The sequence below is a fragment of the Pseudomonas sp. microsymbiont 2 genome, from assembly GCF_054788395.1.
On record NZ_CM139112.1, the window covers coordinates 4,411,155 to 4,433,492 of the forward strand.

Genomic DNA, 22,338 nt, shown 5'->3' on the forward strand with positions numbered 1-22,338 from the left:
TGGCAGCGGCAAGACCTTCCCCGCAAAACGACCGGACCCTGTCTCGGGCCCGGCCTGGCAGACCGCACGACGATCAGGCGGCAATCATCATTTTTCGAGCAGGACGCGCAACATCCAGGCGGTTTTCTCATGCACCTGCATGCGCTGGGTGAGCAAGTCGGCCGTCGGCTCATCACTGACCTTGTCCACCACCGGGAAGATGCTGCGCGCCGTACGCACCACCGCCTGCTGGCCCTCGACCAACTGGCGGATCATTTCATCGGCAGGCGGCACCCCCTCCTCTTCCTTGATCGAAGAGTGGCGGGCATAGAAGGAATAGGCCCCCGGCGCTGGAAAACCCAGTGCGCGAATGCGCTCGGCAATGGAGTCGACCGCCAGGGCCAGTTCGTTGTATTGCTCCTCGAACATCAGGTGCAGGGTTCGAAACGACGGACCCTTGACGTTCCAATGAAAGCTATGGGTCTTCAGATACAGCACATAGGTATCCGACAACAGTCGGGACAGCCCATCGGCGATGGACTTGCGATCTTCTTCACTGATACCGATATCGATTGCCATGAAGTTCCCCTTTCCATAAGGCTTGATAAGCAAGCGGGCAGGACAACTGTAACAAGAGTCGCTGCGCGGCGCCCGTGACACGATGCCATCGCCGCGACCATCTGGAGCGTGCCGTTTGAGAAGCCCCCGCCTTTGCTGTTAAATAGGCAGCGTGCCACCCGTGCGGATTGTCAGTGCCGGGTGCATAGGCTGGCCCGTCACGTTTTCGCGCTTACACCTCATGCGCACCGTGCGACCAGCTCATCCTGTGATCGGCCTTATCAACGTGAGCCAAACCCAATGTTCAAGATCGTCCATCTGGTGACGGGCGTGGCGGCTTTGCTGCTATCGCTCATACCCAGCCTGAAAACTGACGCAACACCTTTCCTCCAACAACCAGAAGCGGTCTATCTGGCGCTGCTCGGCCTGCTGAACCTGGTGCTGGCCCCTGTCCTGCCGCATTACTACAAGGGCATGCGCCAGCAACTGCAACGCGCCAGCAGCATCCTGCTGGTCGTGGCCGTGATCCTGCAAACCCTCACCCTGCTGGCCCGTCCGGAGCTGGGCAACCTGCCAGCACTGGCCTGCGCCACGCTGGCCTGCGCCCTGCACCTGGTCGCCGGCTTCGCCCGCGGCACGCGAAAGGCCAGGACCAGTCAGGGCGCCCCGCAGGATGGCGGCAAGCGCGATACCGGCACGGTGAAGTGGTTCAACACCTCCAAGGGCTTCGGCTTCATCTCCCGCGACTCCGGTGACGATATCTTCGTGCACTTTCGCGCCATCCGCGGCGAGGGCCATCGCGTCCTGGTCGAGGGGCAACGCGTGGAGTTCTCGGTGATGCACCGCGACAAAGGCCTGCAGGCCGAAGACGTGGTGGCGGTTTCGCGCCGCTGACCACGCCGCCTCCGCCGCACTCAATAATGAGGCGGCGGTGGCTCCTCTCCCCCGCCAGCGTATTGGCCGACCATCTCTTCGTGACGCTTGATCAGCTCGGCCATCTGCAACTGCAGCCGCTCGATGACTCGATGCTGCTCGACCACCACATCGTTGAGCGCCTGGATAGTGTCATCCTGGAAAGCCTGACGGGTTTCCAGCTCGGTGATACGCGATTCCATTTCCTGCGACACGTTCAGACCCCCTTGAAGCTATCGCCAAGCAATGCACGCATCCGCTGGCCAATACCCTCCACCTGCTCTTGCGTATAGCCGATAGCCGGTACCTTGCCCCAAACAGGTGCAGGCCAGGCCGCATCGCCATGGCGGCGCACGATCACATGCATGTGCAGTTGGCTGACCACATTGCCGAGGGTCGCGACATTCATCTTGTCGGCGGCGAAGGCATCTTTCAGAGCCTCGGCCAGCGCGGTCGTCTCCTCCCACAGCTGCCGCTGGTCTACCTCGTCGAGCTCGAACAGTTCGCTGACATCAGCACGGCGCGGCACCAGAATGAACCAGGGATAGTTGGCGTCCTTGCTCAGCAGCAGACGGCACAGTGGCAGATCGCCAAGCACCAGGGAATCCTGTTGCAGGCGCGAATCGAGGGTGAACACGGCAAACCTCCTTGACAGCGAACAGCCCGCCCATGCGGGCGGAGATACGGACGCGCAGGATACCCCGCTTCCTCCATCGCCACACGCTTCAAACAGCAAAACAGACACCGGACGGCAGCTGAAGCACATGAGTGACGGGCCTGCCGCCCCGCTTCGGTAACACTTCGCTACTTTTCGCACCATAATGATGCCGCCGCCAACACCGCCACCACACTTGCGTCACATAAAACAGCCAGGATCAACAATGGCCGGTAACACCTTGACTTGGAAGGCAGCTTAGCCTGGCGTCAGCGCCGTCACCTAACCCTTCACAAGAAGGCGGGCAACACCCCGTGTTTACGGTGGTTTGCCCCATCCAGGCCGGTGAAATGTGAAAATTTCATCAAGCGTTCGCGATTTTGAGCACGCTTGTTGCATTCTCCATACGCCAAGTCGGCACGCCCCCTGCATTGCAAGGTGAGCGCGACAAATAACAACAGCGGCATCGGTTAACCAGGGAGTTTCACAAGCCGTACTTTGTATTTATACATTCATGACGGTTTCGAGACAGCGCTGGTGTTGTGCGCCCTATATAAACGGGCGTGATTTGCGACATGGAAATAACCAACAGCGACATGGCCGTAAAGTTACCGAAAGGTCGTTTCCGCCCATATCGCCAAGAATAGTCTGCGTGATATACATTTTCGCCGACATAACAAGAAAGAGCTGCCCCTATAACTAAAACATCCGGGTGCAGCGGTACTCTTCCTAAAAACCAAAGGAGCAAATCACGATGCGCGTGATGAAGTGGAGCATGATCGCCCTGGCCGTCGCGGCAGGGACTTCGCAGATGGCCATTGCCTCTTCGCAGGATGAATCCAAGGGTTTCGTCGAAGACAGCAAACTCAACGTCAAGACCCGGATGCTGTATTTCAGCCGTGACTTCCGCAACAACGAGCGGGATGAAGACGGCAATCGCCAGAGCCGCGTTGAAGAAACCGGCCTGGGCTTCCTCGGCACCTTCGAGTCGGGCTTCACCCAGGGCACCGTGGGCGTGGGTATCGACGCCATCGGCATGCTCGGGCTGAAACTGGACAGCGGCAAAGGTCGCGCCGGCACCGGCCTGTTCCCACAGGGCTCCGACGGTCGCTCGCAGGACGACTACTCCGAAGGCGGCGCCGCCATCAAGTTCCGTGTCTCCGACACCGTGCTCAAGGTCGGCAACCAGTTCACCGCCCTGCCCGTGTTCGCTACCGACGACAGCCGCCTGCTGCCGGAAGTCGCCGAAGGCGCACTGATCACCAGCAATGAAATCAAGGGCCTGACCCTGCACGCCGGTCGCTTCACCGGGATGAATGCCCAGGCCCAGACCTACCGCGACAGCCTGCACCTGACCGAGGCCGATGTCGTCGGCGGTACCTACGCCTTCACCGACAGCCTGTCCACCAGCCTGTACTACTCGAAGGTCGAGGACTACTGGCGCAAGTACTACGCCAACGTCAACTGGGCGCTGCCGATCTCCGACAAGCAAGGCCTGGTGTTCGACTTCAACATCTATGACACCAAGAGCGACGGCGCCGCCAAGGTCAAGGCCTTCGACGGCGACAAGCTGGACAACCGCGCCTTCAGCCTCTCGGCCGCCTACAACATCGGCGCCCACACCTTCACCCTCGCCTACCAGAAGGTCACCGGCGACGGCGACTACGCCTACGGCGTGGATGGCGGCGGCACCGTGTTCCTGGCCAACTCCATCGCCCGCTCCGACTTCAACGCCGAAGACGAGAAATCCTGGCAGGCCCGTTACGACCTGAACTTCGCCGAGTTCGGCATTCCAGGCCTGACCTTCATGACCCGTTATGCCCGCGGTAGCGACGCCAACGTCGCCGGCACCAACAACGGCAAGGAATGGGAACGCGACATCGACATCAAGTACGTGCTCCAGGAAGGCCCGGCCAAGGACCTGAGCTTCCGCGTGCGTCAAGCCACCTACCGCTCCGCCGACGGCGTCTACTATGGCTCCCCGTCGCTGGACGAACTGCGCCTGATCGTCGAGTACCCGCTGAGCATCCTGTAAGCCTGCGCTTGCATTGCCCCGCGAATGAACGAGCCCGGCACACGCCGGGCTTTTTCTTGGCTGACAGAATCGCCCGCGTGCTGCATTCTGTACGCTTTCGTCTCGCCCCCGTACAATGCGGGGTCATTTCACTTTCAGGCAATCGACACGGCTCACCATGCGCACCAGTCAATACTTGCTCGCCACCCAGAAAGAAACCCCGGCCGATGCAGTGGTCATCAGCCACCAGCTCATGCTGCGCGCCGGCATGATCCGCAAACTGGCCTCCGGCCTGTACACCTGGCTGCCGATGGGCCTGCGGGTGATGCGCAAGGTCGAGGCGGTGGTCCGCGAGGAAATGAACGCCGCCGGGGCGCTCGAAGTATTGATGCCGAGCATCCAGCCCGCCGAACTGTGGCAGGAATCCGGTCGCTGGGAGCAGTACGGCCCTGAGCTGCTGCGCCTGAAGGATCGCCACCAGCGCGATTTCTGCGTCGGCCCGACCCACGAGGAAGTGATCACCGACCTGGCCCGCAACGAGCTGTCGAGCTACAAGCAGCTGCCGCTGAACATGTACCAGATCCAGACCAAGTTCCGTGACGAGATCCGTCCGCGCTTCGGCCTGATGCGTGGCCGCGAGTTCATCATGAAGGACGCCTACTCCTTCCATGCCGACCAGGCTTCCCTGCAGGAAACCTACGACCGCATGCACCTGGCGTACTCCAATATCTTCACCCGCCTGGGCCTGGACTTCCGCCCGGTGCAGGCCGATACCGGCTCCATCGGTGGCAGTTACTCGCACGAATTCCATGTGCTCGCCTCTTCCGGCGAGGACGACGTGATCTTCAGCGATACCTCCGACTACGCCGCCAACATCGAGAAGGCCGAAGCCATCCCGCGTGAAACCGTGCGCCCGGCTCCTACCGAAGAATTGCGCCTGGTCGACACGCCAAACGCCAAGACCATCGCCGACCTGGTGGAGAACTTCGGCCTGGCGATCGAGAAGACCGTCAAGACCCTGATCGTCCACGGTGCCGAGGAAGGCAAGCTGGTCGCCCTGGTCATCCGTGGCGACCACGAGCTCAACGAAATCAAGGCCGCCAAGCTGGAGCAGGTCGCCGACCCGCTGGTGATGGCTTCCGACGCCGAACTGCGCGCCGCCATCGGTGCCGGTGCAGGCTCCCTCGGCCCGCTGAACCTGCCGCTGGAATGCGTCATCGACCGCTCGGTCGCCCTGATGAGCGACTTCGGCATCGGCGCCAACATCGACGACAAGCACTATTTCGGCGTGAACTGGGAGCGCGACCTGCCGGTTCCACAGGTCGCCGACCTGCGCAACGTGGTCGAAGGCGATCCGAGCCCGGACGGCCAGGGCACCCTGGTGATCAAGCGCGGCATCGAGGTTGGGCATATCTTCCAGCTCGGCACCAAGTACAGCGAGGCGCTCAAGTGCCAGGTACTGGGCGAGAACGGCAAGCCTGTCGTACTGTCGATGGGCTGCTACGGCATCGGCGTGTCCCGCGTGGTCGCCGCCGCCATCGAGCAGAACCACGACGACAAGGGCATCATCTGGAACGACGCCCTGGCGCCGTTCCAGATCGCCCTGGTGCCACTGCGCTACGAAACCGACGTGGTTCGCGAGGCGACCGACAAGCTGTACGCCGAACTGACCGCCGCAGGCTACGAAGTACTGCTGGACGACCGCGACAAGAAGACCAGCCCCGGCATCAAGTTCGCCGACATGGAGCTGATCGGCATTCCGCACCGCATCGTCGTCAGCGACCGCGGCCTGGCCGAAGGCAACCTGGAATACAAGCACCGCACCGAATCGGAGGCCCAGGCACTGCCGCTCGAGGACGTGCTGACCTTCCTGCAGGCCCGCATCCGCCGCTGATAACCCGTTACGCGAGTGATCATGTCCAAGCGAAGTACCTACACCCTGGGGGGCGCCGCACTGTGCGGCGCCCTGCTGCTCAGCGGTTGCGCCAACCAGATGTCCCAGCGTAGCGACCATGAGGAGCGCGTCGAGCGCAAGCTGCTCGAGCACAGTCTGCAGATCGATGTCGGCGAGCCCAAGGTGATGGAGCTTCCGCAACGGCGCGTGCGCATTCATGAACTCAAGCGCTTCGAAGTCACCGAGTTCGAAGTGACGCGCCGCTACGACCGCTACACCCCGTACCAACCCTGGCGGGAAATCTACGAGATCCCCCTGGGCACGGTGGCCGTGGTTGCCGGTGTCGGCGCCAACGTGGTCAATGTGTTCGCGCTGGGCAACCTGCCGGACAGCATGACCCACGACTGGCTCAGCTATGGCCTGGCCGGCGTCAACCCGTTCATGAACGTGCAGTCCAATGGCCGCGCGCAGCAGAACCTGGCCGGCATCGACGAGGTCGAGAAAGGCAAGCGCGAGGAGTCCATCAGCCTGCCGTGGAACGAGCGCCTGGTCGAGGTCAAGGCCGGCAAGATGACCCACGAGCTGACCACCGACAAGAACGGTGTGCTGCGGCTGAACCTGCTCGACAGCCCGTTCTCCGAGCAGAACCTCAATCATATCGGCACCCTGCACCTGCAGGTGGTCGACGAGGACAACCAGGTGCGTGGCGATGCCAGCCTACTGGTCAGCAACAACCTGCGCGGCAAGCTGCTCGAGGCCCATGAGCTGATCTTCGACGACCTCGAGGATGATGATGTCGGCCAGTGGGTGCACCGGGTCAAGCGCCTGTCGGAACTGGGCCTGGAAGAAGAAGCCAGCGAGCTGGAGCAGAGCCTGATCGAGCTGACCCGCAACGATCCGGAGCTGCAGCAGGAGTTCCTGCAGACCCTGACCAAGGCCACCGGGCGCCTGGTAGCCGATCCGGGCGTGCAGTAAATAGAAGAGGGGCTGCTTTGCAGCCCCTCTTCTATTTGTCTTCGAACAACTCCAACTGCTCATGCGCCCCGCGCAGATCGCGCAGCCTTACCCCAACGCCCAGCAACCGCACCGGCTTGCCACCCCGGGCAAACGCCTGGCTGAGCAACTGCCGATAACTTTCCAGATCCCTACCCGCCCCCGCCTGCTCCAGGGTGGTCTGGCTGAAATCATGGAACTTGACCTTTACGAAGGGCTTGTCGGGCCGATAGCTGCTGTCCATCCGCGTAATCCGCTCGTTCAGGCTGGCCAACAGCTCCGGCAGCTTTTCCAGGCAACTGTTCAGGTCAGGCAGGTCATGGTCGTAGGTGTTTTCGACGCTGACCGACTGCCGTCGACTGTCGCTTTGCACCGCCCGCTCATCTATCCCCTGCGCCAGCCCCCACAGCCGCTCGCCGAAACTGCCGAACTCGCGCACCAGCGCCAGCCGCGACCACTCGCGCAATGACAGGCAGGTATCGATCCCCAGCCGCGAGAGCTTGTCCGCCGTGACCTTGCCCACCCCATGCAGGCGTGCCACTGGCAACGCCGCGACGAACGCCTCCACCTGGTCCGGGGTGATGACGAAAAGGCCATTGGGCTTGCGCCAGTCGCTGGCGATCTTGGCCAGGAACTTGTTCGGCGCCACCCCCGCGGAAACGGTGATATGCAACTGCTGGGCAACCCGGCGGCGAATGTCCTCGGCAATACGCGTGGCGCTACCGGAAAACCACTGGCTGTCGGTGACATCCAGGTAGGCCTCGTCCAGCGACAGCGGCTCGATCAGCTCGGTGTAGTCACGGAAGATCCCGTGAATCTCTCGAGATGCCTCGCGGTAGGCCTCAAAGCGTGGCTTGACGATCTCCAGGTCCGGGCACAGTTTCAGCGCATGGCCCGACGCCATGGCCGAGCGCACACCATAGGCGCGGGCCTCGTAGTTGCAGGTGGCGATCACCCCACGCTTGCCCGGCTGTCCTCCGACCGCCATGGGGCGCCCGACCAGACGTGGATCGTCACGCATCTCGATGGCAGCGTAAAAACAGTCACAGTCGATATGGATAATCTTGCGCAGGGACATGGACGACAGCCAGTACTGTAAATTCATACAGATACTACTCCATGCCCCCGACAACGGGACACCCCGGGCACGATAATCGCCCTGCAACCCCCGTCGTACCTGAGCCGCGACACGATTACAGCCGCTAAGGGTTTGAACAAAAAAGGATTTTTTTGAATTATTGCTTGACACCCGGAAGTAATTCCGTAGAATTCGATCTCACAGGCGCGGGATGGAGCAGCCTGGTAGCTCGTCGGGCTCATAACCCGAAGGTCGTCGGTTCAAATCCGGCTCCCGCAACCAGATTCAAGAAAAGGCCACTGTTTCGACAGTGGCCTTTTTTATTGTCTAAAATTTGCTTCATGAAAAAAAACGCGAGAAATCAAAGATTAACGCTTGACACCCAAGTGCATATCCGTAGAATGCGCACCACTGACGCGGGATGGAGCAGCCTGGTAGCTCGTCGGGCTCATAACCCGAAGGTCGTCGGTTCAAATCCGGCTCCCGCAACCATATTCGTCAGGACAGGCCCCGCTTATCGAAAGATAACGCGGGGCTTGTTGCATTCTGCCTCCCCGTTTTATCCCCCTCCGTTGCACCTGATCACCAACAATACCTGTCGCCCGCTTCGCTGGTATTCGCATACAGCTTTCTCAAGCTGCCACAACGCCTGCGGGAACAACTGCCTTGTTCAGCTCCCACAGTTCATCGGGGCTTCGAACCGCTGCCACCCGAGCTGGATGAACTATCTTTAACTATCCTGAAACAGATAAACCACCCGGCCCGGAGTAATATCTGGACACGTTTTTCCAAAGGGATTTCCACTTGGCCGTAGCCCGCTCCTGCCTCGCGCTGATCGCACGAGGCACCCCATGACCGCCCCCACTCCCGAAACCCAGGCACCGCTGACCACGGCCTTGCCTGCGGCGGCACAACGCCTGCCCTGGCTGGAACGCCTGAGCAAATACCGCCAACCACTTGGCCTGGCCCTGACCCTGCTGCTGTTCGCCATGGGCCTGATCGCCTGCCGGCACCTGTTGAGCGAGCTGGACATCTACGCACTGCACGATGCCATGCTCAGCGTGCCGACCCAGGCATTGCTCGGCGCGCTGCTGGCCACCGTGGTCGGCTTCGTGATCCTGCTCGGCTACGAATGGTCGGCCAGTCGCTACGCCGCGGTAAAGCTCCCGCCACGCACCCTGGTGCTGGGCGGTTTCAGCGCGTTCGCCATCGGCAATGCCATCGGCCTGTCGATGCTGTCGGGCGGCTCGGTACGCTATCGCCTATATGCCCGCCAGGGGCTCGGGGCCGTGGAGGTGGCGCGAATGACCGTGTTCGCCAGCCTTTCGCTGGGATGCGCGCTGCCCCCATTGGCAGCGATCGCCACGCTGAGCGATCTGCCGGCGGCCGCAGCCGCGCTGCGCCTGCCCGCCCCACTGCTGGGCACGATCGCGGTGGCGGTATTGGTCGCGGCAGCGGCCCTGGTGCTTGGTCTCTACCGCCGGCGCCTGCCGGAACAACCGCTGGCCGACAACCTGTTCGTGCAGTTCGGTCGTCGTACCCTGCGCCTGCCGGGCGCCCGCCTGAGCGCACTGCAACTGCTGATCACCGCGCTGGATGTGGCCGCGGCCGCCACCGTGCTCTACCTGCTGTTGCCTGAAGCCCCGCCCTTCGGCGCCTTCGTGCTCGTCTATCTGCTGGCCCTGGCGGCTGGTGTGCTCAGCCACGTACCGGGCGGCGTAGGCGTGTTCGAAGCCATCTTGCTGGCCGCGTTCGCCAACCAGCTGGGGGCAGCGCCACTGGCCGCCGCGCTGCTGCTGTACCGCCTGATCTACGTGGTGCTGCCTCTGCTGGTGGCCTGCGTGCTGCTGCTGGCCAACGAGGCACGCCGGCTGCTGGTCGCCCAGCAGGCCATCCGCGCGGCCTCCGGCCTGGCGGCACCGGTACTGGCGATCCTGGTGTTCCTGTCTGGCGTGGTGCTGCTGTTCTCAGGCGCCACCCCCGAGATCGACAGCCGTCTGGAGCACATGGGCTTTCTGATTCCCCACCGGCTGATCGATGCCTCGCACTTCGGCGCCAGCCTGATCGGCGTGCTGTGCCTGCTGCTTGCACAGGGCCTGCGTCGACGCCTGTCGGCTGCCTGGCTGCTGACCACCGTGTTGCTGCTGGTGGGCGCCGTGCTGTCGCTGCTCAAGGGCTTCGACTGGGAAGAAGCGACGCTGATGTGCTTCACCGCGGCCCTGCTCGCCTTGTTCCGTCGTTCGTTCTACCGCCCCAGCCGACTGCTCGAGCTGCCCTTCTCGCCGGTGTACCTGGCGGCTAGCGCCTGCGTGGTCGGTGCCTCGGTATGGCTGCTGCTGTTCGCCTACCAGGACGTTCCCTACACCCACAAGCTGTGGTGGCAATTCACCCTGGACGCCGACGCCCCGCGTGGCCTGCGCGCAGCGCTGGGCAGCGCGGTGCTGCTGGTGGTGGTTGCCCTGACCTGGCTGCTGCGCACCGCCCGCCCGGTGATCCACCTGCCCAACGAAGAAGAACTGCAGCGCGCCAACCAGATCCTGCTGGCCTCGGACCAGCCCGACGGCGGCCTGGCCCTGACCGGTGACAAGGCGCTGCTGTTCCACCCCAATAACAACGCCTTCCTGATGTACGCCCGTCGCGGTCGCAGCCTGGTGGCACTGTACGATCCGATCGGCCCGGCCCAGGAACGTGCCGAGATGATCTGGCAGTTCCGCGACCTGTGCGACCTGCATCATGCCCGACCGGTGTTCTACCAGGTGCGCGCGGAGAACCTGCCGTTCTACATGGACATCGGCCTGACCGCGATCAAGCTGGGCGAAGAGGCCCGGGTCGACCTGCGCCAGTTCGACATCGAGGCCAAGGGCAAGGAGATGAAGGACCTGCGCTACACCTGGAACCGAGGCGGCCGCGACGGTCTGGCCCTGGAAATCCACGAGCCCGGTCACGCCCCCCTGGCCGAGCTAAAGGAAATTTCCGACGCCTGGCTCACCGGCAAGAACGTGCGCGAAAAAGGCTTCTCCCTTGGCCGCTTCAGCCCCGAGTACCTGCAGCACTTTCGTATCGCGCTGATTCGTTTCCAGGGTCGACCGGTGGCGTTTGCCAACCTGCTGGAGACCCACAGCAACGAACTGGCCAGCCTCGACCTGATGCGCGCCCACCCCGAGGCGCCGAAGCTGACCATGGAATTCATGATGATCGGCCTGATCCTTCACTATAAGAGCCACGACTATGGCCGCTTCAGCCTGGGCATGGTGCCCCTTTCCGGCCTGCAACCGCGCCGTGGCGCGCCCTTGACCCAACGCCTGGGCTCGATGGTGTTCCAGCGTGGCGAGCAGCTCTACAACTTCCAGGGCCTGCGGCGCTTCAAGGACAAGTTCCAACCGGGCTGGGAACCTCGCTACATGGCCGTGCCGGCCGGGCTCGACCCGCTGGTGGCACTGGCTGACACTGCCGCCCTGATCGCCGGCGGCCTGACTGGATTGGTGAAACGTTGATGATCCGACGCTATTGGCTGTACGTAATGATTCCCCTGTTGCTGGCCGCGCTGGCCGGTGGCAGCGCCTTCTGGCTGTGGACCCGCCCGGCCCCCGAAGCCCGCCTGGAGCATCTGACCCTGAGCGATGGCAGCAGCCTGACCCGCGCCACGCCCGGCGTGCATGCCAAGGCCCGGGTGGCCATTGGTGTGCCGCAGGACCAGGCCTTGTCCGACAAGCAGCTGCTCGACCTGAGCCAGGCCGGCGAGGCCCAGTTGGTGCAGGTCATCCTGCCGCCCGCCGATTGCGCCAAGCAGCAGGCGGCGCTGGACCAGGCCTTCACACAGCTGGCGGACAAACCGACCCTGGTCGCCGGCATCGGCCCAGGCGCCAGCCAGGCCTGGCGTTGGCTCGCCACCCAGAACGACGACAAGGCCCGCGCCATCTCCGTGGATTTTGCCCTCGAACAGCCGGGCTGCCAGGCCGCCTTGCCCAAGGCCGCCGCCCATGGCCACTGGAACGTCGCCTGGAACGACAACCCGGATGACGCCAGCGCCGCCTTCGTACGCGACCAGGCCAACGCCGAGACCAGCATCGCCGACTACGATATCCATCTGCCCCAGGTGCTCAAGGCCCAGCTGACCCAGGCCCTGGTAGGCCAGGACGGCAACGCCCTGTCCATTCCCGTGGTGGAAGTGCCGGCCGGCCAGACCACCGACACCGTGACCCTGTTCCTGTCCGGCGATGGCGGCTGGCGTGACCTGGACCGCGATGTCGCCGGCGAAATGGCCAAGCTCGGCTACCCTGTGGTCGGCATCGACACCCTGCGCTACTACTGGCAGCACAAGACCCCGGAACAGAGCGCCGCCGACCTGTCCGAGCTGATGCAGCACTATCGTCAGAAATGGGGCACCAAGCGCTTCGTGCTGACCGGCTACTCGTTCGGCGCCGACGTGCTGCCCGCCATCTACAACCGCCTGCCCGCCGAAGACCAGAAACGTATCGACGCGGTGATCCTGCTGGCCTTCGCCCGCAGCGGCAGCTTCGAGATCGAGGTGGAGGGCTGGCTGGGCAAGGAAGGCCAAGAGGCGCCGACCGGGCCTGAGATGGCCAGACTGCCGGCAGCGAAGGTGGTGTGCATCTACGGTGTGGAAGAGACCGACGAAAGCGGCTGCACCGACAAGACGGCCGTGGGCGAGCGCATGAAGCTGCCCGGCGGGCATCACTTCGACGAGAACTACCCGGCCCTGGCCAAGCGCCTGATCGGCGAGATCGAGACCCGCCAGGGAAAGGCCAACGTCGCTGAGAAATGATGTAAACCGATCACTGTGCGGCCCATCGCGGGGCAAGCCCGCTCCCACGAGGATTACATAGGCCTTGTGGGAGCGGGCTTGCCCCGCGATGCTTTCGCCCTCAGATCTCGACCTGCGTCCCCAACTCGATCGCCCGATTGAGCGGCAGGTTGAAGAACCGCAGGTTGCCGTTGGCGTTCTTCAGCAGGAACGCGAACAGATTCCCCCGCCAGCGCGACATCCCTTCCAGGCGCGAAGCAATCACCGTCTCCCGACTGAGGAAGTAGGTGGTGCGCATGGGGCTGAAGTCCAGGCCGTCCAGATGGCACAGCTTCAGCGCCGCCGGTACGTCCGGCTCATCCATGAAGCCAAAGTGCAGCAGCACCCGGAAGAACCCGTCGCCATACGCTTCCACCTCGAAACGCTCGGCCTCGGGCACCCGTGGCCGATCCTCGCTGACCACCGTCAACAACACGACCTGGCTGTGCAGCACCTGGTTATGCAGCATGTTGTGCAGCAGCGCATGGGGCACCGCATCGGGACGCGCCGTCAGGAATACGGCGGTGCCTTCGACCCGGTGCGGCGGCTGCACGCGGATGCTGCCGATGAACACCGGCAGCGGCAGCGCGCCCTCGTCGATGCGATCGACCAGGATCTGCTTGCCGCGCTTCCAGGTACTCATCAGCACGAACAACACGATCCCCGCCAGCACCGGGAAGGCGCCACCCTGGGCGATCTTCGGCACGTTGGCGGCGAAGAACAGCCCATCGACGAACAGGAAGCCCACCAGCAGCGGCACCGCCAGCACCGGTGGCCACTTCCACAGCAGCAGCATGACCGCCGAGACCAGGATGGTGGTCATCAGCATGGTGCCGGTCACCGCCACGCCGTAGGCCGCGGCCAGGGCGCCGGACGACTCGAAGCCGATCACCAGCAGCACCACGCCGACCATCAGCGTCCAGTTGACCGCGCCGATGTAGATCTGTCCCTGCTCGTCGCTGGAGGTGTGCTGAATCTGCATGCGCGGCACGTAGCCCAGCTGGATGGCCTGGCGGGTCAGGGAGAAGGCACCCGAGATCACCGCCTGCGAAGCGATCACCGTGGCCATGGTGGCCAGGCCGACCAGCGGCAGCAGCGCCCAGGACGGCGCCAGCAGGTAGAACGGGTTGCGCGCCGCCTCCGGGTTCTGCAGCAGCATCGCACCCTGGCCAAAGTAGTTGAGCACCAGCGCCGGTAGCACCAGGGCGAACCAGGCGCGGGCGATGGGCTTGCGACCGAAGTGGCCCATGTCGGCGTACAGGGCCTCGGCACCGGTCAGCGCCAGCACCACGGCACCGAGAATAGCCACGCCCATGCCCGGATGAACGATGAAGAAATTCAGCGCCCACCCCGGGTTGAAGGCCTTGAGCACCTCCGGGCTCTGCGAAATGCCATGTACCCCGAGCGCCGCCAGGGCCAGGAACCAGGCGACCATGATCGGACCGAACGCCTTGCCGATCTTCTCCGTGCCGTGCTTCTGCACCAGGAACAGCGCCACCAGCACCACCAGCGAAATTGGCACTACCCAATGGTCGATGCCCTCGAACGCCAGGCCCATGCCCTCCACCGCCGACAGCACCGACACCGCCGGGGTGATCATGCTGTCACCGTAGAACAGCGAGGCGCCGACCAAGCCGCAGCCGACCATCAGCATGCGCAACCGCGGGTACTGCGCCGTGGCCCGCCGCGCCAGTGCGGTCAGGGCCATGGTTCCGCCCTCGCCCTGGTTGTCGGCGCGCAGGATGAACATCACATACTTGAACGACACCACCCACAGCAGCGACCAGAGGATCAACGACAGGATGCCGAGCACGCCATCGTGGTTGACCTGCACGCCATAGCCGCCGGTAAAGACCTCCTTGAGGGTGTACAGCGGGCTGGTGCCGATATCGCCATAGACCACCCCAACAGCCGCCACCAGCAGGCCCAACGGCCGTGCCACGCCCTGCCCGCCTTCGGCGTGACTGCTTGCCTGAACCATCGCCCTCTCCCCGCAGACGGTCATCTAGACCGGTTGAATTCCCACCCGCGCCGGGCCATCCCGGATGCCCCGGCGCAACGGCGCGCAGCATAGCGCAGCGTTCGTCGTATTTCTGCTGGTCAAGCGTCCTTGCGCTCGCTAGAATTGCGCACTTTTTGATCAGAGGCGCCGAAAGCGCCCACCAGGATCGCCCCCGTCACCGGTCGGGCGACCTGTATTCAATACCGAGGTTAGCCATGTCCACCACTCCCGCCACCCCAAAGGTCGGCTTCGTTTCCCTGGGTTGCCCCAAGGCCCTGGTCGATTCCGAGCGCATCCTGACCCAGCTGCGCATGGAGGGCTATGAAGTCGTGCCCACCTACGAGGACGCCGACGTGGTGGTGGTCAACACCTGCGGCTTCATCGACAGCGCCAAGGCCGAGTCGCTGGAGGTGATCGGCGAGGCGATCAAGGAAAACGGCAAGGTCATCGTCACCGGTTGCATGGGTGTCGAGGAAGGCAACATCCGCGACGTGCACCCGAGCGTGCTGTCGGTCACCGGCCCGCAGCAGTACGAGCAGGTGGTCAACGCCGTGCACGAGGTGGTGCCGCCACGCCAGGATCACAACCCGCTGATCGACCTGGTGCCACCGCAAGGCGTCAAGCTGACCCCGCGCCACTACGCCTACCTGAAGATTTCCGAAGGCTGCAACCACAGCTGCAGCTTCTGCATCATCCCGTCGATGCGCGGCAAGCTGGTCAGCCGTCCGGTCGGTGAAGTGCTGAGCGAGGCCGAGCGCCTGGTCAAGGCCGGCGTCAAGGAGATCCTGGTGATCTCCCAGGACACCAGCGCCTACGGCGTCGACGTCAAGTACAAGACCGACTTCTGGAACGGCCGCCCGGTCAAGACCCGCATGCTCGAGCTGTGCGAGGCCCTGAGCAGCCTGGGCGCCTGGGTGCGCCTGCACTACGTGTACCCATACCCGAACGTCGATGACGTGATCCCGCTGATGGCCGCCGGCAAGATCCTGCCGTACCTGGACATCCCGTTCCAGCACGCCAGCCCCAAGGTGCTCAAGTCGATGAAGCGCCCGGCCTTCGAAGACCGCACCCTGGCGCGCATCAAGAACTGGCGCGAGCAGTGCCCGGAGCTGGTGATCCGTTCGACCTTCATCGTCGGCTTCCCCGGCGAGACCGAGGAAGACTTCCAGTACCTGCTCGACTGGCTGACCGAAGCCCAGCTCGACCGCGTCGGCTGCTTCCAGTATTCGCCGGTCGAAGGCGCCCCGGCCAATGACCTGGGCCTGGAAGAGGTGCCGGACGACATCAAGCAGGATCGCTGGGATCGCTTCATGGCCCATCAGCAGGCCATCAGCGCCGCACGCCTGCAACAGCGCATCGGCAAGGAGATCGAAGTGTTGATCGACGAAGTCGAGGAGCAAGGCTCGGTGGGCCGCAGCTTCTTCGACGCTCCGGAAATCGACGGCAGCGTGTTCATCGATGGCGACCACGGCTTCAAGCCGGGCGACAAGGTGCGTTGCCGCATCGTCGATGCCGATGAGTACGACATGTGGGCCGAGCCCATCTGAGTCGCCACGCAGCGCACGATACCCCGCCACTGGCGGGGTATTTTTTTGCATCTATGGTTGTGCAGAGGCCATTCGATGCACAGGAGCCGATCAGGATGAAGGCAGCGCTGACATTGCACACCCCGCGTTACGCCGACTACCCGGAACTGGTGCGGATCTGGGAAGCCTCGGTGCGCGCCACCCACGACTTCCTGCCCGAGGGCTACCTGCTGCTGCTGCGCGACCACGTGCTGCGCAAGTACCTGGACGCGGTGATGCTGGTTTGCTGCATGGACAGGAAGCGGCGCATCCTCGGCTTTGCAGGTGTGGCCAATGGTCGCGTCGATCTGCTGTTCGTCGACCCCGAGTGCCGTGGCCAAGGTGTCGGGCAACGCCTGCTGCGCCACGCCGTGGCTGAGCTCAATGCCGAACGACTGGACGTCAACGAGCAGAATCCCCAGGCGCTGGGCTTCTATCTGCATGAGGGCTTCGAGGTGGTCGGCCGCTCGGAAACCGACGGCCTGGGCCAGCCCTATCCCCTTCTACATATGAAGCTGGCGCATCCAACCTCCTGGTCTGCCCCGAAATGGCGCAAATGACAGCGATTTGCAGCCGCAACCCTGCCCAGGCAGGTACAATGGCGGCTTTTCCCGCCGCGTGAATCCATTGTCCATGTCCGAACCCATCCGCCTGTCCAAACGCCTGATCGAACAGCTTGGCTGCTCCCGCCGAGAGGCTGAGCTGTACATCGAGGGAGGCTGGGTCACAGTCGACGGCGCGGTGGTCGAGCAGCCGCAATTCAAGGTCATGGAGCAACGGGTCGAATTGCTGCCCGGTGCCCGCGCCGAAGCACTCGAGCCGGTCACCTTGCTGCTCAACCAGCTCGCCGGCCAGGACCTGGCAAGCGCTCAGGCGGGCATGACCATGGCCAGCCTCAGCGACGCCCAGCGTGACACGGTGCGCCCGCTGCACGGGCATTTCGCCCGGCAGGCCTGCGTCGCCCCGCTGTTGCCCGGCGCCAGCGGCCTGCAACTGTTCACCCAGGACTGGCGGGTAACCCGCAAGCTCGACGCCGACCTGCGCCGCATGGAGCAGGAATACATCGTCCAGGTCAGCGGCGAAGCCAAGCCGGGGTCGCTGGAGCGCCTGGCGCGCGGGGTCGAGCGCAAGGGCGTGGAACTGCCGCGCGCCAAGGCCAGCTGGCAGAACGAACAGCACCTGCGCATCGTCCTGAAGAACCCTCAGGCGGGCGTCATCGAGCAACTGTGCGAGACCGCCGGCCTCAAGGTACTGGGCATGCGCCGCATCCGCCTGGGCGGAGTATCCATGGGCAAGCTGCCCGTGGGTCAATGGCGCTATCTGGCCGCCACCGAACGTTTCTAGCATCACCGCCGCGCCACGATGGCGCGGCACTTGAACAGGATTCGCCGCAATGAACCACAACGATGTACTGCGCAGCCTGCGCTACATGCTCAAGGTCAACGACCAGAAGATGGCCGAGATCATCGGGCTGTCCGGCCTGCAGGTGACCGCCGAGGCCGTCGCCGGCTACGTGAAGAAGGAAGAGGAACCTGGCTTCGTGCGCTGCCCCGAGAACGTCATGGCGCATTTTCTCGATGGCCTGGTGATCCATCGTCGCGGCCGCGACGACAGCCGCCCGGCGCAGCCGATCGAAGTGCCGGTGACCAACAACACCGTGCTCAAGAAACTGCGCGTGGCGTTCGAGTTGAAGGAAGACGACCTGCACGCCGTGCTGAAATCGGTCAATTTCCCGGTGTCCAAGCCCGAACTGAGCGCGCTGTTCCGCAAGGTCGGCCACGACAACTACCGTCCCTGTGGCGATCAGTTGCTGCGCAACTTCCTCAAGGGCCTCACCCTTCGCGTGCGCGGCTGAGCGGCGATGCAGCATACGGTCTCGCCGGTCGGCATCGTGCGCTCCTGCTTCAAGGAGAAGTTCGCCATTCCGCGCCAGCCACAGCTGGCGCCAGCGGCGCGTGGCGTGCTGGAACTGCTGCCGCCGTTCGACCAAGGCGACGCGGTGCAGGGGTTGGAGCAGGTCAGCCACGTCTGGCTGCTGTTTCTCTTCCATGAGGCCCTGGAGGACAAGCCACGCCTGAAGGTTCGCCCACCGCGCCTGGGCGGCAACAAGAGCATGGGGGTGTTTGCCACTCGGGCCACCCACCGGCCCAACGGCATCGGCCAGTCGGTGGTACGCCTGGAGGGTGTCGAGCCAGGGCGCCTGCTGCTCTCGGGCATCGACCTGCTGGACGGCACACCGGTGCTGGACATCAAGCCCTACGTGCCTTATGCCGACAGCCTCGCCGAAGCGACCAATCGCATGGCCGACGGCGCGCCGGCGCCCATTGCGGTGCAGTGGAGCGACGCGGCCCTGTCCCAGGCGCGCGAGCACGCATCGCGCCTGGGCGAAGCACTGGTCGAGCTGATCGAGCAATGCCTGGCGCAGGATCCGCGCCCGGCCTACCAGATACCACCGCCGGAGCGGGTGTACGGCGTAAGGTTCTGGGATGTGCAGGTCAGGTGGCACTACCCGCAACCGGATGCGATTCGGGTGCTGGAAGTGGTGCGCGAACGCTGAAACCATCCGTTTTCAGGTCCGGCCTCTTCGCGGGCAAGCCCGCTCCCACAGGATCTTCACTGGTCCCTGTAGGAGCGGGTTTACCCGCGAAAGGCCCAGCATCGCCCCCCACCAATATCGCAGACATAAAAAAACGCAGGCCAAGCCTGCGTTTTTTTCATTCCTGCCGCTCGCCTCACTTCTCGACGAAGGCACGCTCGATCAGGTAGTCGCCCGGCTCGCGCATGCGCGGGGAAATCTTCAGGCCGAAGCTGTCCAGCACTTCGCTGGTCTCGTCGAGCATGCTCGGGCTGCCGCAGATCATCGCACGATCGTCCTGCGGATTGATCGGTGGCAGGCCGATATCAGTGAACAGCTTGCCGCTGCGCATCAGGTCGGTCAGACGACCCTGGTTTTCGAACGGCTCGCGCGTCACGGTCGGGTAGTAGATCAGCTTGTCACGCACCGACTCGCCGAAGAACTCGTTCTGCGGCAGGTGCTCGGTGATGAACTCGCGGTAGGCCACTTCGTTCACGTAACGCACGCCATGGACCAGGATCACCTTTTCGAAACGCTCGTAGGTCTCGGGGTCCTGGATCACGCTCATGAACGGGGCCAGGCCGGTGCCGGTGCTCAGCAGGTACAGGTGCTTGCCCGGGTTCAGGTCGTCGAGCACCAGGGTGCCGGTCGGTTTCTTGCTGATGATGATCTCGTCGCCTTCCTTCAGGTGCTGCAGCTGGGAGGTCAGCGGACCGTCCGGCACCTTGATGCTGAAGAACTCCAGATGCTCTTCCCAGTTCGGCGAAGCGATGGAGTAGGCGCGCATGAGCGGGCGGCCACTGTCCTGCTGCAGGCCGATCATCACGAACTGACCGTTCTCGAAGCGCAGGCCCGGGTCGCGGGTGCACTTGAAGCTGAACAGGGTGTCGTTCCAGTGGTGCACACTGAGGACACGTTCGTGGTTCATGTTGCTCATCGATGGGGCTCCTGAAGGAAAACGCGGCGCGCGCAGGACGCGCAGTTGCGCGATAGTTTAGGGGCAGCGACAATATCTGTTAACTGAATTATCAAGATATGTGTTATCGGTTATATAGATATGCGATTCACACTTCGTCAGCTCCAGGTCTTCGTCGCCGTCGCCCAGCACCAGAGCGTGTCCCGGGCTGCTGGCGTGCTGGCCTTGTCACAATCGGCCGCAAGCACGTCGATCACCGAACTGGAACGCCAGTCCAGCTGCCAGCTCTTCGACCGCGCAGGCAAACGCCTGAGCCTGAATGCCCTGGGCCATCAATTGCTGCCCCAGGCGGTCGCCCTGCTCGACCAGGCCAAGGAAATCGAGGACCTGCTCAACGGCAAGTCGGGGTTCGGCTCGCTGGCGGTCGGCGCCACCCTGACCATCGGCAACTATCTCGCCACGCTGCTGATCGGCAGTTTCATGCAGGTCCACCCGGAGAGCCAGGTGAAACTGCATGTACAGAACACTGCGCATATCGTGCAGCAAGTGGCCCACTACGAAATTGACCTGGGTCTAATCGAAGGTGACTGCAACCATCCCGACCTCGAGGTGCAACCCTGGGTGGAAGACGAGCTGGTGGTGTTCTGCGCACCGCAGCATCCGCTGGCCAAGGTCGGCCACGCCGATATCGAGCAGCTTTCCCATGAGGCCTGGATCCTGCGCGAACAGGGCTCGGGCACACGCCTGACCTTCGATCAGGCCATGCGTCATCACCGCGCCAACCTGAACATACGCCTGGAGCTGGAGCACACCGAAGCGATCAAGCGCGCCGTGGAGTCGGGCCTGGGCATCGGCTGCATATCGCGCCTGGCCCTGCGCGACGCCTTCCGCCGCGGCAGCCTGGTCGCGGTGGAAACCCCGGCCCTGGACCTGTCGCGGCAGTTCTACTTCATCTGGCACAAGCAGAAGTACCAGACCTCCGCCATGCGCGAGTTTCTCGAGCTGTGCCGCAGCTTCACCGCCGGCGTGCAACGCAGTGACGAGATCGTCCTGCCGCCGATCGCCTAGCCGAGCAGGATCACGCCCCAGACCACCGCGACCATGGTCATCGCCACCAGTTGCGCGGCGCTGCCCATGTCCTTGGCGTTCTTCGACAGCGGGTGGCGATCGAGGGAAATACGGTCGATCGCCGCCTCGACCGCCGAATTGAGCAGCTCGACGATCAGACCGAGCAGGCACACGGCGATCAGCATGGCCCGCTCGACACGGCTGACCGGCAGCCAGAAGGCCGTCGGGATCAGCAGCACGTTGAGCAGCACCAGTTGGCGGAAGGCGGCCTCGCCCTTGAAGGCGGCGCGCAGACCGTCGAGCGAATAGCCGGCGGCGTTGAAGATGCGTTTGAGGCCGGTCTGGCCCTTGAATGGCGACATGGGTGTCACTTCACCGTTGAAAGGCCGGAAGGCTAATCCAGCACGGGTCAAAAAAGCGTGAACGCTCGGCTACTTAGCTGGCCGAAACCGATTCAAGTTGTTGCAGCAGCAGCGCCGCCTGGGTCCGCGTACGCACGCCCAGCTTGCGGAAGATCGCCGTCACGTGGGCCTTGATGGTCGCCTCGGACACATTCAGCTCGTAGGCGATCTGCTTGTTCAGCAGGCCCTCGCAGACCATGGTCAGCACGCGGAACTGCTGCGGCGTGAGACTGGCCAGCCCCTCGCTGGCGGCCTTGGCTTCGGCCGAGACATCGACCTTGTCGAAGGCTTGCGGCGGCCACCAGACATCGCCGTCGAGCACCTTCTGCACGGCATCCTGGATGACCTCCAGGTTGCTCGACTTGGGAATGAAACCGCTGGCGCCAAACTCGCGGGACTTGACCACGACCGCCGCCTCTTCCTGGGCCGAAACCATCACCACCGGGATCTGCGGGTATTGTCCGCGCAGCAGCACCAGCCCCGAGAAGCCGTAGGCGCCGGGCATGTTCAGGTCCAGCAGGACCAGGTCCCAGTCAGCTTTTTCGCTCAGGCGGGTTTCCAGTTCGGCGATGCTCGCCACCTCCACCAGACGCACGTCAGGGCCCAGGCCGAGCGTGACGGCCTGGCGCATCGCGCTGCGAAACAAGGGGTGGTCATCGGCAATCAGGATTTCGTATGTGGCCATCGATCTATGGATCCTGTTCTGTGCCAGGCGCAAGGGGTACGGAAAGCGCCTGGCGGGCAACTCATGGCGCGAACGGCGGGGCCGCCGGCCGGGATGGCACGGCAAAGTCCGGGATAACGGCAACTTCGTCGTGCCCGAAGCGGCGCCAAGGATGCCGAGCAGGTCCCGGGTGGTCAAGCCAATTGCCCGGTCGTCCCGCCCACCCTGGCTGCCAGCCCCGACAGTATGAACCAATCCTT

Annotated in this window: 20 protein-coding genes and 2 tRNA genes; 14 read left to right on the forward strand and 8 right to left on the reverse strand. The window is 63.7% G+C overall.

Translation table 11 applies throughout. The annotated features are described in order from the left end of the window. Positions 1–87: 87 nt before the first annotated feature. On the reverse strand, positions 88–558 hold the full coding sequence (locus tag ACYUME_RS19845; RefSeq protein ID WP_460416449.1) for a Dps family protein: 471 nt from the start codon (positions 556–558) through the stop codon (positions 88–90). Between the two features lie 279 nt (positions 559–837). Between ACYUME_RS19845 and ACYUME_RS19850 the strand changes: the two genes are divergently transcribed. Next, positions 838–1,431 (forward strand): cold shock domain-containing protein membrane protein, encoded by a 594-nt coding sequence (locus tag ACYUME_RS19850; protein WP_460416451.1) that lies wholly within the window; start codon positions 838–840, stop codon positions 1,429–1,431. A gap of 20 nt (positions 1,432–1,451) precedes the next feature. On the opposite strand, the gene ACYUME_RS19855 is transcribed toward ACYUME_RS19850, so the two are convergent. Then, positions 1,452–1,652 (reverse strand): SlyX family protein, encoded by a 201-nt coding sequence (locus ACYUME_RS19855; protein WP_279880877.1) that lies wholly within the window; start codon positions 1,650–1,652, stop codon positions 1,452–1,454. 14 nt (positions 1,653–1,666) lie between these two features. Then, a complete protein-coding gene (locus ACYUME_RS19860; RefSeq protein ID WP_460416453.1) occupies positions 1,667–2,086 on the reverse strand; it encodes an HIT family protein in 420 nt (139 codons plus the stop codon). 772 nt (positions 2,087–2,858) lie between these two features. Here ACYUME_RS19860 and ACYUME_RS19865 point away from each other — a divergent pair. The 3 genes from ACYUME_RS19865 to ACYUME_RS19875 all read left to right on the forward strand — a co-directional run bounded on the left by ACYUME_RS19865 (position 2,859) and on the right by ACYUME_RS19875 (position 6,987). Beyond that, positions 2,859–4,139, forward strand: coding sequence for an OprD family porin (locus ACYUME_RS19865; RefSeq protein WP_460416454.1), 1,281 nt, complete (start codon positions 2,859–2,861; stop codon positions 4,137–4,139). A gap of 157 nt (positions 4,140–4,296) precedes the next feature. Then, positions 4,297–6,012: a proline--tRNA ligase gene (locus ACYUME_RS19870; protein WP_460416456.1), complete on the forward strand. Its 1,716-nt coding sequence runs from the start codon at positions 4,297–4,299 to the stop codon at positions 6,010–6,012. Positions 6,013–6,033: 21 nt separating this feature from the next. Continuing rightward, a complete protein-coding gene (locus ACYUME_RS19875) occupies positions 6,034–6,987 on the forward strand; it encodes a hypothetical protein (RefSeq protein ID WP_460416458.1) in 954 nt (317 codons plus the stop codon). Positions 6,988–7,018: 31 nt separating this feature from the next. Here the strand turns inward: ACYUME_RS19875 and dinB are convergent, their stop codons facing one another. Beyond that, complete coding sequence (gene dinB / locus ACYUME_RS19880) at positions 7,019–8,077, reverse strand: DNA polymerase IV (protein WP_460419401.1); 1,059 nt, start codon at positions 8,075–8,077, stop codon at positions 7,019–7,021. A gap of 211 nt (positions 8,078–8,288) precedes the next feature. On the opposite strand from dinB, the gene ACYUME_RS19885 reads away from it, so the two are divergent. From ACYUME_RS19885 to ACYUME_RS19900, 4 genes are all read left to right on the forward strand, one after another. Next, positions 8,289–8,365, forward strand: a tRNA-Met gene (locus tag ACYUME_RS19885). Between the two features lie 133 nt (positions 8,366–8,498). Beyond that, positions 8,499–8,575: transfer RNA gene (locus tag ACYUME_RS19890), tRNA-Met, on the forward strand. Positions 8,576–8,934: 359 nt separating this feature from the next. Further along, on the forward strand, positions 8,935–11,577 hold the full coding sequence (gene mprF, locus ACYUME_RS19895; protein WP_460416460.1) for a bifunctional lysylphosphatidylglycerol flippase/synthetase MprF: 2,643 nt from the start codon (positions 8,935–8,937) through the stop codon (positions 11,575–11,577). Continuing rightward, a complete protein-coding gene (locus ACYUME_RS19900; RefSeq protein WP_279880814.1) occupies positions 11,577–12,869 on the forward strand; it encodes a virulence factor family protein in 1,293 nt (430 codons plus the stop codon). Before mprF ends, ACYUME_RS19900 begins: the two co-directional genes overlap by 1 nt. 100 nt (positions 12,870–12,969) lie before the next feature. Here ACYUME_RS19900 and ACYUME_RS19905 read toward each other — a convergent pair whose 3' ends face one another. Next, positions 12,970–14,868: a potassium transporter Kup gene (locus ACYUME_RS19905; RefSeq protein ID WP_460416462.1), complete on the reverse strand. Its 1,899-nt coding sequence runs from the start codon at positions 14,866–14,868 to the stop codon at positions 12,970–12,972. Positions 14,869–15,104: 236 nt separating this feature from the next. On the opposite strand from ACYUME_RS19905, the gene rimO reads away from it, so the two are divergent. The 5 genes from rimO to tsaA all read left to right on the forward strand — a co-directional run bounded on the left by rimO (position 15,105) and on the right by tsaA (position 19,011). Beyond that, a complete protein-coding gene (rimO, locus tag ACYUME_RS19910; RefSeq protein ID WP_279880809.1) occupies positions 15,105–16,436 on the forward strand; it encodes a 30S ribosomal protein S12 methylthiotransferase RimO in 1,332 nt (443 codons plus the stop codon). A 95-nt stretch (positions 16,437–16,531) separates the two neighbouring features. Next, on the forward strand, positions 16,532–17,014 hold the full coding sequence (locus ACYUME_RS19915; RefSeq protein WP_460416463.1) for an acetyltransferase: 483 nt from the start codon (positions 16,532–16,534) through the stop codon (positions 17,012–17,014). A 73-nt stretch (positions 17,015–17,087) separates the two neighbouring features. Next, on the forward strand, positions 17,088–17,798 hold the full coding sequence (locus tag ACYUME_RS19920) for an rRNA pseudouridine synthase (RefSeq protein ID WP_460416465.1): 711 nt from the start codon (positions 17,088–17,090) through the stop codon (positions 17,796–17,798). A gap of 49 nt (positions 17,799–17,847) precedes the next feature. Beyond that, positions 17,848–18,309 carry a YehS family protein gene (locus ACYUME_RS19925; RefSeq protein WP_279880802.1) on the forward strand — a complete coding sequence of 154 codons (462 nt, stop codon included), beginning with the start codon at positions 17,848–17,850 and terminating at the stop codon, positions 18,307–18,309. 6 nt (positions 18,310–18,315) lie between these two features. Next, on the forward strand, positions 18,316–19,011 hold the full coding sequence (tsaA, locus tag ACYUME_RS19930; protein WP_460416466.1) for a tRNA (N6-threonylcarbamoyladenosine(37)-N6)-methyltransferase TrmO: 696 nt from the start codon (positions 18,316–18,318) through the stop codon (positions 19,009–19,011). Between the two features lie 175 nt (positions 19,012–19,186). Here the strand turns inward: tsaA and fpr are convergent, their stop codons facing one another. Next, the gene (fpr, locus tag ACYUME_RS19935) at positions 19,187–19,966 is read right to left on the reverse strand and encodes a ferredoxin-NADP reductase (RefSeq protein ID WP_279880798.1); all 780 of its coding nucleotides are present in this window, start codon (positions 19,964–19,966) and stop codon (positions 19,187–19,189) included. Positions 19,967–20,086: 120 nt separating this feature from the next. Here fpr and finR point away from each other — a divergent pair, with 120 nt between their 5' ends. Further along, positions 20,087–21,013 (forward strand): LysR family transcriptional regulator FinR, encoded by a 927-nt coding sequence (gene finR / locus ACYUME_RS19940; RefSeq protein WP_279880796.1) that lies wholly within the window; start codon positions 20,087–20,089, stop codon positions 21,011–21,013. On the opposite strand, the gene ACYUME_RS19945 is transcribed toward finR, so the two are convergent. After that, positions 21,010–21,375 carry a diacylglycerol kinase gene (locus ACYUME_RS19945; RefSeq protein WP_460416469.1) on the reverse strand — a complete coding sequence of 122 codons (366 nt, stop codon included), beginning with the start codon at positions 21,373–21,375 and terminating at the stop codon, positions 21,010–21,012. The two genes, finR and ACYUME_RS19945, sit on opposite strands and share 4 nt — an antisense overlap. Positions 21,376–21,448: 73 nt before the next feature. Then, on the reverse strand, positions 21,449–22,099 hold the full coding sequence (erdR, locus tag ACYUME_RS19950) for a response regulator transcription factor ErdR (RefSeq protein ID WP_279804904.1): 651 nt from the start codon (positions 22,097–22,099) through the stop codon (positions 21,449–21,451). Between the last annotated feature and the right edge of the window lie 239 nt (positions 22,100–22,338).

Bases quoted from the DNA above. Each gene is read 5' to 3' on its own strand.
- ACYUME_RS19920 (WP_460416465.1), top strand. From the start codon at position 17,088: ATGTCCGAACCCATCCGCCTGTCCAAACGCCTGATCGAACAGCTTGGC.
- fpr (WP_279880798.1), bottom strand. From the start codon at position 19,966: ATGAGCAACATGAACCACGAACGTGTCCTCAGTGTGCACCACTGGAAC.
- mprF (WP_460416460.1), top strand. From the start codon at position 8,935: ATGACCGCCCCCACTCCCGAAACCCAGGCACCGCTGACCACGGCCTTG.
- ACYUME_RS19925 (WP_279880802.1), top strand. From the start codon at position 17,848: ATGAACCACAACGATGTACTGCGCAGCCTGCGCTACATGCTCAAGGTC.
- ACYUME_RS19855 (WP_279880877.1), bottom strand. From the start codon at position 1,652: ATGGAATCGCGTATCACCGAGCTGGAAACCCGTCAGGCTTTCCAGGAT.
- ACYUME_RS19845 (WP_460416449.1), bottom strand. From the start codon at position 558: ATGGCAATCGATATCGGTATCAGTGAAGAAGATCGCAAGTCCATCGCC.
- finR (WP_279880796.1), top strand. From the start codon at position 20,087: ATGCGATTCACACTTCGTCAGCTCCAGGTCTTCGTCGCCGTCGCCCAG.
- ACYUME_RS19870 (WP_460416456.1), top strand. From the start codon at position 4,297: ATGCGCACCAGTCAATACTTGCTCGCCACCCAGAAAGAAACCCCGGCC.
- rimO (WP_279880809.1), top strand. From the start codon at position 15,105: ATGTCCACCACTCCCGCCACCCCAAAGGTCGGCTTCGTTTCCCTGGGT.
- ACYUME_RS19900 (WP_279880814.1), top strand. From the start codon at position 11,577: ATGATCCGACGCTATTGGCTGTACGTAATGATTCCCCTGTTGCTGGCC.
- ACYUME_RS19915 (WP_460416463.1), top strand. From the start codon at position 16,532: ATGAAGGCAGCGCTGACATTGCACACCCCGCGTTACGCCGACTACCCG.
- ACYUME_RS19850 (WP_460416451.1), top strand. From the start codon at position 838: ATGTTCAAGATCGTCCATCTGGTGACGGGCGTGGCGGCTTTGCTGCTA.
- ACYUME_RS19865 (WP_460416454.1), top strand. From the start codon at position 2,859: ATGCGCGTGATGAAGTGGAGCATGATCGCCCTGGCCGTCGCGGCAGGG.
- erdR (WP_279804904.1), bottom strand. From the start codon at position 22,099: ATGGCCACATACGAAATCCTGATTGCCGATGACCACCCCTTGTTTCGC.
- tsaA (WP_460416466.1), top strand. From the start codon at position 18,316: ATGCAGCATACGGTCTCGCCGGTCGGCATCGTGCGCTCCTGCTTCAAG.
- ACYUME_RS19905 (WP_460416462.1), bottom strand. From the start codon at position 14,868: ATGGTTCAGGCAAGCAGTCACGCCGAAGGCGGGCAGGGCGTGGCACGG.
- ACYUME_RS19875 (WP_460416458.1), top strand. From the start codon at position 6,034: ATGTCCAAGCGAAGTACCTACACCCTGGGGGGCGCCGCACTGTGCGGC.
- ACYUME_RS19945 (WP_460416469.1), bottom strand. From the start codon at position 21,375: ATGTCGCCATTCAAGGGCCAGACCGGCCTCAAACGCATCTTCAACGCC.